This window comes from Clostridium sp., assembly GCF_036646415.1.
Classification (GTDB): domain Bacteria; phylum Bacillota; class Clostridia; order Clostridiales; family Clostridiaceae; genus Clostridium_J.
In genome coordinates this window covers 241258-254425 of the sequence record NZ_JAVXMF010000001.1, presented here as the reverse complement: position 1 = coordinate 254425, position 13168 = coordinate 241258, and the positions used below count along the sequence as shown (strand labels likewise).

Sequence of the window (13168 nt, the reverse complement as noted above, 5' to 3'; positions counted from 1 at the left end):
AAACCTTTGTATGAATTTAGGCTTGTAACCTAATATCAGCGTAGTTATTTAATGCAAATTGTCTTATATGATTGTTATATACAACAAGTATACAAGATAATTTTACTATTTTAAATATTAAATTTACTAAAAGTTAAAAAAATTATGGAATTATTACAAATATTCTAAAAATAATAAAGTTAATATATTATGTGTGAGGACATTATGCTCAAGGGATTTTTAAACAATGTGGAGAATTTGAAAGTAAAATATTAATATTATGATTATTCGAAGTATTCTTTAAGATTTAAATCTATAGTACTATAGAAACTAAAACCATATCATATTAGAATTAGTATATAAGTTGTAATTAAGTTTACACATAAAATATAAGTACTGTATTTAAATTTTCAGTACCTTATTTATTACAATTTATGCAGGGAGTATGAGTAATTTTAGGAAAGAGGTAATGGGGATGACAAGTATAATTAAAGCACCAAGTAGATACATACAAGGTAAAGGGGAAATAAAAAATCTTGCAAAACACTTAGGGAAATTAGGATCAAAATATTTAATTCTTTTAAGTGAGAGAACCTATGAAAGAGTAGGAGATGATATTAAGGCAAGTTTTAATGAAAGTGAAACTGTGATTGTTTTTGAGTATTTTAATGGAGAATGTTCTTTAAGTGAAATAGAAAGAGTTATGGAGATTGCTAAAGGTAATGTCAGTGATGGGATTATTGCAGTTGGAGGAGGCAAAACTATCGATACGGCTAAGGCTGTGGCACAAAAGTTAGATTTGCCTGTAGTTATTATTCCTACAATAGCTTCCAATGATGCTCCCTGTAGTGGATTAAGTGTTGTTTATAATGATCAGGGAGTTGTTGTTAAGGTTATTTATTCTAAGAGAAATCCAGATTTAGTTTTAGTGGATTCAGAAATTATTTCTAAGGCTCCGGTTAGTCTTTTAGTTGCAGGAATGGGGGATGCATTAGCTACTTATTTTGAAGCAAGAGCAGTTAAAGCATCAGGAGCAAGAAATATGGCTAGAGGAAATGTTACAAATACAGCAATGATAATGTCTAGGCTTTGCTATGATTTATTAATTGCAAATGGAGTAGAGGCAAAGAAGGCTGCAGAAAATAAAGAAGTAAATGAAGCTTTAGAAAGTGTATTAGAAGCAAATATATTATTAAGTGGTATAGGCTTTGAAAGTGGTGGACTTGCAGCAGCTCATGCAATTAATGATGGATTCACATTTGTTACACAAGCTCATGATAAATTACATGGAGAAAAAGTTGCCTTTGGTACACTTGTTCAACTTGTTTTAGAAAATGGATGTAAAGATGAATTAAATGAAGTTCTAGATTTTTTAATATCAGTAGGACTTCCAGTAACTTTAGCTGACCTTGGCATTACCAATGTAATTGAAGCTGAAATTAGAGACGTGGCTAAGGCTGCTTGTGTTAAGACTCAATCAACAAAGAATATGCCTTTTCTAGTAAGTGAAGAGGATGTATATAATGCAATAATGAAGGCTGATGAAATAGGTAGAGCTAGAAAAGAAAAGTAATATATTTAAAGCTCCATCCCATATTAACTTGGGATGGGGCTTTTGTTCTATAGATATGTTTTTAAATAATGTAAATTTCAACAATATGATAAAACAGAGACATTGTATAAATATATATTTATACTTCCACAACTAGAGAATAATCTTTTTGCTGCTGACGATTTTCAAGAATGGATAGGATATCCTTCATTGTAAAAATTTCTAGAGTTAAGTCACTATTCTTATTTAAGTCCTCAATGTATTTAATTGCATTATCGTGGACATTACCAGTAGTAACAATAAATCCTGTTTTTATGTTGTTAGCTACCATAGCTCCAACAAGCTTTTGACATATAACTCTACCTATTGTGAAGTCTTCCTCCATGGTAGTTATTGATTTGCCATACTCATAGGAAGTTAGCATATTATATCTTTTACACTCTACATATATTTTTTCATTATCTCTAGAGGTAAGAATTAAATCAACTCCACCATCATTATTTTTAAGAGTAAGCTCTACATTTGTATATTCAGGATCTTCCTCGAAGAGCCATTTGCAAAAACCTTCAAACTCAATGCCAGTCATACTCTGTATGTTTTCTTTTTTTATATTTATAGTGAATTTTATTTTTTCTTCCTTAAGATTTATGAACCTCATAATAAGTGGGCTAGCACTTTTAAATAATATTATAAGTAGGATTAGCAGAAGAGATATTTCAAATAGTTTCATCACAATCACCTCATTGTAATTATTACCACCTTTAAAAAGTTTAGTCATGACAAGGCATATTTAAATAATCTTTTGCTAAGAGAAAAGTTATTAATAAAATTAAGCGAGTGTGTAGCTAAACTTGATGTTTTTTATTATAGATATTATATAAAGTAACACATCTAGGGATACTTAGTCATATTAATAATAGTAGGATGCTAGATTTTTAGTATTGAGTTTAAATATATTAATTAGCTAAAGGATAAAAGAGGGGTATTAATATGGGAAGAGATAAGCTTGGGCAGTTATTTACCAGGGTTAAAATAGCAAGTAAACAAAGGCGAATAAATAAACATATGAAGAGACAAGTAGAATCAAGAATTGCAGAGACAGAGGATATAAAAGCCGAACAAGAAGAAGTATTAAGAATAATTTTAGAAGAAAAATTCTTAGATGCAATTGAGGATGCCATTGATAATAATGGAGGAATTGTAGGTTTAGATGGAGAGACTATTAGTGATATATTAAGCTACTACATTGCTGGTGATCCTAGATTTAGAATAAAGTTAGAGAAGGAGCTTAGGAAAGCGGCATTAAGAACCGGTGGTAGAATGTAGTAAGGTATATTGAAATAAATACTGGTTATTTATTTTAACATGCCTAAATAACAATGTGATAGAAAGGGGCGTATAATGAGAAAAAATGGTGTGTTATTACACATTTCATCTCTGCCATCAAAATATGGTATAGGAACTTTAGGTAAAGAAGCCTATAAGTTTGTAGATTTCTTAAAAGCTTCAGGGCAAAGCTATTGGCAAACACTACCTATAGGACCAACTGGGTTTGGAGACTCTCCTTATCAATCCACGTCTACATATGCTGGTAATCCTTATTTTATAGATTTTGATTTATTGGCAGAGGAAGGGTTATTAAAGGAAAGTGATTATAACTGTTATAATTGGGGTGAAGATATTACTAATGTAGATTATGATATTATTTATAATATTAGATTTAAAATATTAAGAGAAGCATATAAAAATGGTTTTCTTAGGGATTACAATAAAATTCAGAAATTTTTAAAAGAAAATGAATATTGGTTACAAGATTATTCAATGTTTATGGCGGTGAAAAGTTATTTTAATATGGAGGCATATATAACTTGGGACATGGATATTCGTATAAGAAAGCCAGAAGCTATAGAAAAATATAGTAAGTTTTTAAAAGAAGAAATAGAATTTCAAATTTATATTCAATATTTGTTTTACAAGCAATGGTTTAATTTAAAACTCTATGCAAATAAAAATCATATAGAAATTGTGGGAGATATACCTATTTATGTGGCACAGGACAGCGTGGATGCTTGGTGTCATCCGGAACTATTTTACTTGAATCAGGAGTGTATACCAATTAAGGTAGCTGGTTGCCCACCTGATGCATTTACCGATGATGGACAATTGTGGGGAAATCCAATCTATCGTTGGGATGTAATGAAAAAGGATGGGTACCATTGGTGGATTAGCAGAATAGGGGCTGCAAGTAGAATGTATGATGTTGTACGAATTGATCACTTTAGAGGATTAGCTTCCTATTATGCTATTGAATATGGAGCTAAGAATGCAAGAATAGGAGAGTGGATAGAAGCACCTGGAATTGAACTATTTCAGGTAGTAAGACAAGAGTTACCACATGTGAAAATTATAGCTGAGGATTTGGGATATTTAACTGAAGATGTCTATGAGTTAATGGATAAGGTAGGATTTCCGGGAATGAAAATTTTATTATTTGCCTTCGGAAATCATGGGGATTCAGAATATATTCCTTATAAAATAAATAAAAACTGTGTAGCATATATTGGAACTCATGATAATGATACTTTTATGGGGTGGATTAAGGAAGCCAATGAGGAAGAAATCCATTTTGCTAAAAAGTATATGAATTTAACCTTAAAAGAAGGTTATAACTGGGGTATTATTAGAACGTTATATGGAACTCAAGCGAGTACTACTATTGTTCAAATGCAAGATATTTTAGGCCTTGATAATAGTGCAAGAATGAACTTACCTGGAACTGTAGGTGGAAATTGGAAGTGGAGATTGAGACTGGAAGAATGCTCTAAAGAGCTCTCAAATAAACTTTATGAGCTTACAAAAATATTTGGACGATTAGGAGAGTATAAGAATCCTGAAGATATTAAAATAATGGATGAAAATAAAATAGATGAAAGGATTAAGGTGAAAATAGATAGAAAAATTAAAGAAAACATATAATTTTAAAAGATAAATTTATATAGTAATCTCCTGGAGTTTATTTAGATATGAATTTTCATATTCGGATAAGCTCTTTCATGCTATAGTAAGTGTAAAATAATCATTTATGATGATTTCATATTTTCTTATGAGATGAATTATAAATTAAAGAATTGAGTGTTATTCAATTTAATTATATATAAATACATCAAAATACTAATAAAATTCAGTAAATATAGATAAAAGGTAGATATAACATAGGAAAATATGGTAAAATAATATCATTACAGAATGTGGGGGATAATAATGAATTTAGGTGAATTATGTTTACAGAGTATGCCTTGGCCTATATGGATTGAAGATATGGATACGAGGATTCTTTTTCTAAATAAACCCTATGAAAAACTTTTTAATGTAGATTTTTTAAGAGTTAAAGGCAAGACAAATATAGAGGTCTTTCCATTAAAAGTAGCTGAATTATATAATGACCAAATAAGAATATGTTTAGAAAAAATGACTACATGCACCTATGAGAATATAATAAATAATAGAATGAAGCAATGCCATATGTTTCCCATTGCTGATGAAGATGGACAAGTTAAATTTGTAGGTGGAATAATTGTGGATATAGAAGATGAGATGCAGAAAGAGATTGAGTTAAAGTATCAAAAGAATATATTAAGAACTATTATAGATTCTTTACCGGAGGCTATATTCTACAAAGATAAAGAATGTAAGTATATCGGATATAACAAAAATTTCGAGGATTATTATAAGAATTTTGGTGTAAATGAAATAATGGGTAAAACTGATTTAGATATTCATCCAGATAGATCCATTGCAGAGAAGTTTATTATTGAGGATAAATCAATAATGAAGAGTAAAAAGGCAAAGTACATAGAAGGGGTTACCTTTGATAAATATGGAAATAAGATGGATGAAGAAAGCTTTAAGGTTCCAGTAATAGATGAAAATGGTGAGACTTTGGGAATTGTTGGTCTTGCAAGAGATATAACTCCAACAAAGAAGTTAGAAGAAAAATTAAGATACTTAAGTTACACAGATAGTCTAACTGGACTTTATAATAGAACCTACTTTGAAGAGAAGATAGAAGAATTAAATAAAGAAGAATTTCTTCCATTAGGAATAATAATGGGGGATGTTAATGGGCTTAAGCTAGTAAATGATTCATTAGGACATTTTGAAGGTGATAATCTATTAAAAAGCATAGCAAATGTTTTAAAAAATGTATGTGGTGATAAGGGCTTTGTATGTAGATGGGGTGGAGATGAGTTTATGATTCTTATGCCAAATTGTAATGACAATAGCTGTGAAAAGGTAGTAGAGGACATCTTAGACAAATGTAAAAATAATGATTATAAATATATTGAACTAAGCATCGCACTTGGTGATGTTGTTAAATATACTCTTGAAGATGATACTTATAAATATATTAAGGAAGTTGAGGAAAGAGTATATCGTCAAAAACTTTTAAAGAAAAATAGCGTCCGAAGCTCCATGATGAATTCCTTAAAAAAGAGTTTAGAAGTTAAGAATATGGAAACTGAAGAACATACAGAGAGAATTGAACAGTATGCTTTAGAAGTTGGAAATCGACTTGGATTTAAAAATTCTGAAATGGATGAACTTGTTATAGTTGCTAGGCTTCATGACATAGGTAAAATTGCCATTGAGGAGGACATACTTTTAAAACCAGGACCACTTACTGATGAAGAATTTGAAATTATGAAAACTCATACAGAAAAGGGTTATAGAATTATTAATGCATCTAGTGAACTGGTTAACGTAGCTAAGTGCGTTTTAACTCATCATGAAAGATGGGATGGGAAAGGATATCCACTAGGTATTGAAGGCCAAGAAATTCCTTTAATGGCAAGGGTAATATCAATGGTAGATGCCTATGATGTTATGACTAATGGCGGGGTTTACAAAAAGGCTATGAGTAAGGAAGAGTCTATTAAAGAACTTAAAAGATGTTCTGGAACTCAGTTTGATCCAAGTCTTGTAAAATTATTTTTAGAGTATCTTGAGGAAGTTGAATAGATTTTTTAAAATCTAACACTCCTGAAAATAGTATTCACGCAAGTAATGTTAAAGTTTAATTTCAACAGTCTGTTAAAAGAAATTTTATATAAAAAATAAAGCTATGAAGTATATTAAATTATATTTCATAGCTTTTTAGTTTGCAGATAGATAATCTTTGAAGAAATAAAGTTCTGCAATAGAATAAATTTCAATAGTTAGATAAATATCTGATTTGAAGTGATAGATATCTAAATAAATATTAGATATTCATCTAATTAATGTTGACAATTATCTAACTAGAGCATAGAATGGTATTAGGATATAATTGTAAAATAATTATTTATATGGAATAAAATAAAAAAAAGGAAGTGTTATTATGGAAGTTAAGTTGAAAGAAGAAAAGAAAATTGGCTATGGGGATATAATCAAGGATAAAAACTTTTGTTTGTTTATGTTAGGAAATTTAATTTCTAGATTTGGTGACTCTATTGACACTATTGCCTATGCTTGGATGGTTTATAAAATAACAGGAAGTACTGCTTTAATGGCGCTTCTATTTGGAGTTAATGCAATTCCTACAATTTTGTTTCAACCTATTGCAGGGGTATTTGTAGATTATAGAAAAAAGAAAAATATAGTTGTGATATGTAATTTTGGAAGAGCCACAGTTGTAACGGTTACGGCGTTAATGTTTATATTTGGATTTCTAAAACCTTATCATTTGTTTATATTTACTTTTATGAATTCTACTTTTGAGTCCTTTGAAGGACCAGCAGGAGTTGCAGCATACCCGTTAATTATAGAAAAAGAAAAGTTTGCTTATGCTAGAGCGGTACAATCTACTCTATCTCGTATTGTGGAGTTAGTGGGCCTTGCAGTAGCTGCTGGGATTATTGCAGTTATAGGTATTGGTGGAGGAATGATTGTTAATGCAGTTACTTTTTACCTATGTGGAATATTTATGTCTATTGTTAAATATAAGGATGAAGTTCTAAAAAAACAAGCTTTAAATATGAAGGTTTATTTTGGAGATTTAAAAGCAGGGTTTAGTTATTTAAGAAGTAAAAAGATTTTAATGTCTATAACTATATTTGCAGCATTAATTAATATCCTTATTATACCTTTTAATACTTTAGTGGTAGCTTATGTAAATGATGAATTATTAAAGGGCCCAGAGGTAGTTGCAATGCTTAGCTTTAGCCTAACTGCTGGAATGTTAGTTGGTGGTGCTATATACCCTAAATTGGCAGAAAGACTTAAGGGAATTAAAATGTTTATAATTTCAGGGATAATTCTAGGGATTGCATATTTATCACTAGCTTTTGTACCTATGATAGGTACTGATTTAATTCTTTATGGTGTTATCATTTTAGTAGCTTTTTTATTTGGAATGTCTGCTAGTATATTTACTATGATTATAAATGTAACTTTCATGCAAAAAACAGAACAGGAATATCTAGGAAGAGCAGCAGGTATATTTAACTCTTTAGTTATGATGGCTACACCAGTAGGATCATTCTTTGTAGCAACATTATGCGCATTCCTAAGTATACCTGAACTATTCTTAATATTTGGAATAGGAATGGTAGTATTATTTATTTTCCAACGTTATAATAAAAGCATACAGGAGATTTAACTTCGAATAACTAAATCTATGATTTAGTTATTCAAGCTTACTCATCTGAACCTAGAGAAGATGAGTTTCCTATAAAAACAATGGAAGATGAGTTTGGCATAAAAATATAAGATAAAATAAGTTTCTTATAAAAAACATATATGAAGAAGAATTTTAATAGAGTAAGGTAGTGAAAAATATGAAGTTTATTGTAGAGGATAATATTAATTTAATTGAAGAAGTAAAGAATACCCTTTATTTCATAGTTAATGAAGAAAAGCTAGTACTATCTTTAAGAGATATGTTTAAAAGAAATGGTATAGATGGAGATAAATATATAAGTAAGGATTTGAAAAGTTTATTTAAGTTTATTGAAAGATTTAAAGCTAAAAATAAGATACCTATGGATAAGCTAAGAATATTCTTCAAGGATATTAGTAAGGAGCATGAGAGATCACATTGTATAGCTAGCATGTTAATTATGAACATGACTCCTGAGGAGTTAATTGAAGGAAGGAAGCGAATTCTGAACTTAGATGAGGGAGAACTAAAGGAATTGGTAATGAAGGATATCCTATGTCAGGAAGATTATATTATCGATGATTTTCCTAATGATGAGGATTTATATGAGCTAGATGCAGGTAAAGAATTTATGCCATATCTTATGGGGAAATGCTCTTTAGATAGTGAAACGAAATGGTGGCTTACAGTTATTTCTCAGAATCCAAAGACTTATTTAGTTCAGCTTCTTGATATGATTATAGATTCTATAGACAACTTTAAGGAAACCTTTAAAGTTATGGAAAAGGAAGTAGATAAGTTTGTAGAGGAACTTAGGGGATTCCTTGATGAAAATGAAAATTTCATCTCAGATTCAACGGGCATTAGATGTTTTGAGGAATGGGAGAGGGATATTTATATTTATCCAGGAATGATTAATTTTAATTCAGTATCTTTTACCTCAAATAAAAGTTTTACCTTTAATAGTGAACGCAATGAATATATGTACTTTGGGTGGAAAATTTATGAGTTTATAAAGACTACTAGGGGAAAGGATAATGAGGAAGAACTTTTAATTGACAGGTTAAAGTGTATTAGTGATAAAAGTAAGTTTTCTATTGTTAAAATGCTTAAGGAAAAATCCATGTTTGGACAGGAGATTGCTACAGCACTATCGCTTACAACAGCTACGGTATCCTACCATATGAATGCTTTAGTATTAGCAAAGCTTGTTTATATAGAGAAGGTTGAAAATAAAGTATTCTACAATATAGATAAAGAACAGATTAATAAGTTTTTAGATGGATTAACAAAGGAACTTATATAAAGGATATCCTAGAATAGTCTTAGTTTTTCGCTTTAATAATTGTATAAAATGGTATATAATTGTATGAGTATTAATATAACAATGACAAATAGTTTAAAGAAAATTATGAATGGAGTGTTTCATATGGCAGTTTTAGTAACTGGAGGAATGGGATATATAGGTAGTCATACTACTGTGGAGCTTTTAAAAGAAGGCTATGAAGTTGTAATTGTAGATAATTTAAGTAATAGTAAGGAATTAGTTAAAGATAGAATTAAGGCTATAACAGGTATAGAACCTAAGTTTTATAAATACGATGTATTAAATGCTGAAGATATGGACAAGGTTTTTCAGGAAAATCATATAGATTCAGTTATACACTTTGCAGGATACAAGGCTGTAGGGGAATCTGTAGCTAAGCCACTTGAATACTATCATAATAATATAACTAGTACTTTAGTGCTTTTACAATCAATGAGAAAGTATGGAGTTAAGAACTTTGTATTTAGTTCATCTGCAACAGTTTATGGAGATGCTAAGATTATTCCAATCACAGAGGAGTCACCTCTTTCTGCAACAAATCCATATGGTAGCACTAAACTTATGCTAGAAGATATTTTAAGAGATTTATATAAATCAGATAGTTCATGGAATATAGCATTGCTTCGTTACTTTAATCCAGTTGGTGCTCATGAAAGTGGAACTATTGGAGAAGATCCATGTGGTATTCCAAATAACTTAATGCCGTTTATAACTAAGGTTGCTATTGGAGAACTTAAAGAACTTAGTGTGTTTGGAGATGATTATAATACTCCAGATGGTACAGGGGTTAGAGATTATATCCATGTAGTTGACCTTGCTAAGGGACACCTAAAAGCCATTGAAAAGTTAAGTGGAAACTCTGGTCTTGTTACTTATAATTTAGGAACAGGAAATGGATACAGTGTTCTTGATATGGTTAAGGCTTTCTCAGAAGCAAGTGGAAGAGAAGTTCCTTATAAAATTGTAGACAGAAGACCTGGAGATATTGCAACTTGTTATGCAGATCCAGTAAAAGCAAACACTGACCTTGGATGGAAGGCTGAAAAAGGAATTAAAGAAATGTGTGCTGACTCTTGGAGATGGCAAAGCAACAATCCTAAGGGATATGAGGAATAGAATTATCCTAGGATTGAAAGAACTAATTAGGAATCTATACATTAAAAACAATAGTAGACGAGTATATTTAATGACTCTTCTACTATTATTTTTTTCTAAACAAATTTAGATTTTAATTAATATTGTATAGTAAACAGAATTCTTATAAGGTATAGAATCTTCACTATTAAGTATAAATATAAATTAAGTCGAAGTATGGTATAATACAAAAGATAATATAATGAAGAAAACTCATTTAATGAGTTAATAATATAGCTACAACTTATATATCATATCTAATGAGGTTTTTAAGATAGTTAATGAAACAGCAAGGCTGAAATAAGTTGTTGTAAGAATGAAAGGAAGTAAGTAATGGGAAAAATATTAGTTTTAGCAGAGAAACCATCGGTAGGTAGAGACCTAGCAAAGGTTTTAAAATGTAATCAAAATAAAGGTGCATACATAGAGGGAAGTAAGTATGTTGTAACTTGGGCACTTGGTCATTTAGTTGGACTTCAAGATCCTGAGGAATATGATGTTAAATATAAAAAGTGGAGTATGGAGACACTTCCAATGCTACCACAACGTATGAAGCTTACTGTTTTAAAGAAGACTCAAAAGCAGTTTTATGAAGTTAAGAAACAAATGTTAAGAAATGATATAGATGAGATAGTTATTGCAACAGATGCTGGACGTGAAGGTGAATTAGTTGCAAGATGGACTATAGAAAAAGCTGGAGTGAGAAAGCCACTTAAGAGATTATGGATTTCATCTCAAACGGATAAGGCAATTTTAGATGGATTTAATAATCTTAAACCAGGTGGAGCTTATAATAATTTATATAAGGCCGCGGTATGTAGAGCAGAGGCTGATTGGATTGTAGGACTTAATGTAACTCGTGCTTTAACTTGTAAGTACAATGCACAGCTTTCTGCAGGAAGAGTTCAATCTCCAACTTTAGCTATGATAGTTCAAAGGGAAGAGGATATTAAAAACTTTAAGCCTAAGGATTATTACACAATAACTGCAAAGAATAATGACTTTTCACTTCAGTGGGTAGATAGAAACAATGGTCAAAGTATTTTTAGTGAAGAGGCTACGAATAAAATTTTAAATAAAGTTAAGGGTCAAGAAGCAACTGTTGTTGATGTTACAGAGAGTTTAAAAAAGAAAAGTGCTCCAGCGCTTTATGACTTAACTGAGCTTCAAAGGGATGCAAATAGAATATGGAGTTACTCTGCAAAACAGACCCTTTCTATAATGCAAAGACTTTATGAAAATCACAAGATATTAACTTATCCAAGAACGGATTCAAGATATATTACAACGGATGTAGTTGGAACATTACCAGAGAGATTAAGAGCAATTTCTATTGGAGCATATAGAGCGGCAGCTACTACTATTCTAAAGGGTAAAATTAATCCTAGTAAAAGTTTTGTAGATAATAACAGGGTTTCAGACCACCATGCTATAATTCCTACAGAGCAAAGTCCTAATATTTCTAACCTTAGTACCGAGGAAAAAAATATCTATGATTTAGTAGTGAAAAGATTCTTAAGCGTTATGATGCCTCCTTTTGAATATCTACAAACTAATATAGTTATAGATATGGCAGGAGAAAAATTCATAGCTAAGGGTAAAGTTATAAAATCAAAGGGGTGGAAGGCTGTCTATGATAGAGAAGATGTAGAAGAAGGTTCAGATGATGATGGACTTAAAGATCAAGTTCTTCCACAACTTATTAAGGGTAATAAGTTAAAAATAAACTCTGTAAACTCTAATAAGTGTCAAACTAAGCCACCAGCTAGGTTTACTGAAGGAACACTATTATCTGCTATGGAAAATCCACATAAGTATGTAAATGTGGGAAAAGATGCAGCTAAGACACTGAATGAAACAGGTGGACTTGGAACAGTTGCTACAAGAGCAGATATTATAGAAAAGTTATTTAATGCTTTCTCATTAGAAAAAAGAGGAAAAGAAATAGTTCCAACATCTAAGGGGAAACAACTTATAGAATTAGTTCCTAGTGAACTTAAATCACCACTATTAACTGCAAAGTGGGAAAGTCAACTAGATGACATCAGCAAAGGTAAAGAAGATTCTCTAGATTTTATTGTAGAGATGAGAAATTATGCAAAGGCTTTAGTTGAGGATGTTAAGACCAATGGTAATAAATTTGTCCATGAAAATGTAACAGGAGCAAAATGCCCTAACTGTGGTAAATACATGTTAGAGGTAAAAACTAAAACTGGAGTTATGAATGTGTGCCAAGATAGAGAATGTGGTCACAGAGAAGGTGTTAGTAGAACAACTAACGCGAGATGTCCAGAGTGTAAGAAAAAACTTACCCTTAAAGGTCATGGGGAAGGTCAGATATATGTATGTCCAGGAGCAAATTGTAACTTCAGAGAAAAAGCATCTCAGTTCAACAAGAGATTTGACAAGGGCGGAAAAGTTGATAAAAGAGATGTTGGTAACTACATGAAGAAGATGAAAAAAGAAGCCGAGGCAGAAGCAGCTAATGATAATCCATTTGCAGCACTTGGAGATCTATTTAAGAAATAAGATTAAATAA

General features: G+C 30.7%; 9 protein-coding genes. 8 read left to right on the top strand and 1 reads right to left on the bottom strand.

What is annotated here, in order from left to right:
* Positions 1-454 precede the first annotated feature (454 nt).
* On the top strand, positions 455-1552 hold the full coding sequence (locus RSD37_RS01045) for a glycerol dehydrogenase (RefSeq protein ID WP_346944837.1): 1098 nt from the start codon (positions 455-457) through the stop codon (positions 1550-1552).
* Between the two features lie 118 nt (positions 1553-1670).
* Here the strand turns inward: RSD37_RS01045 and RSD37_RS01040 are convergent, their stop codons facing one another.
* Complete coding sequence (locus tag RSD37_RS01040; RefSeq protein ID WP_346944836.1) at positions 1671-2261, bottom strand: restriction endonuclease; 591 nt, start codon at positions 2259-2261, stop codon at positions 1671-1673.
* A gap of 260 nt (positions 2262-2521) precedes the next feature.
* Here RSD37_RS01040 and RSD37_RS01035 point away from each other — a divergent pair, with 260 nt between their 5' ends.
* The 7 genes from RSD37_RS01035 to RSD37_RS01005 all read left to right on the top strand — a co-directional run bounded on the left by RSD37_RS01035 (position 2522) and on the right by RSD37_RS01005 (position 13158).
* Positions 2522-2857 (top strand): hypothetical protein, encoded by a 336-nt coding sequence (locus RSD37_RS01035; RefSeq protein ID WP_346944835.1) that lies wholly within the window; start codon positions 2522-2524, stop codon positions 2855-2857.
* Between the two features lie 75 nt (positions 2858-2932).
* A complete protein-coding gene (gene malQ, locus RSD37_RS01030; protein WP_346944834.1) occupies positions 2933-4507 on the top strand; it encodes a 4-alpha-glucanotransferase in 1575 nt (524 codons plus the stop codon).
* Between the two features lie 285 nt (positions 4508-4792).
* The gene (locus tag RSD37_RS01025) at positions 4793-6550 is read left to right on the top strand and encodes an HD domain-containing phosphohydrolase (RefSeq protein WP_346944833.1); all 1758 of its coding nucleotides are present in this window, start codon (positions 4793-4795) and stop codon (positions 6548-6550) included.
* Positions 6551-6908: 358 nt separating this feature from the next.
* Positions 6909-8168: an MFS transporter gene (locus RSD37_RS01020; protein ID WP_346944832.1), complete on the top strand. Its 1260-nt coding sequence runs from the start codon at positions 6909-6911 to the stop codon at positions 8166-8168.
* Between the two features lie 178 nt (positions 8169-8346).
* Positions 8347-9474, top strand: a complete 1128-nt coding sequence (locus RSD37_RS01015; RefSeq protein ID WP_346944831.1) for an ArsR family transcriptional regulator — start codon at positions 8347-8349, stop codon at positions 9472-9474.
* Between the two features lie 123 nt (positions 9475-9597).
* Positions 9598-10611: a UDP-glucose 4-epimerase GalE gene (gene galE, locus RSD37_RS01010; protein WP_346944830.1), complete on the top strand. Its 1014-nt coding sequence runs from the start codon at positions 9598-9600 to the stop codon at positions 10609-10611.
* Between the two features lie 351 nt (positions 10612-10962).
* Positions 10963-13158 carry a DNA topoisomerase III gene (locus RSD37_RS01005; RefSeq protein ID WP_346944829.1) on the top strand — a complete coding sequence of 732 codons (2196 nt, stop codon included), beginning with the start codon at positions 10963-10965 and terminating at the stop codon, positions 13156-13158.
* The last annotated feature ends 10 nt before the right edge of the window (positions 13159-13168 follow it).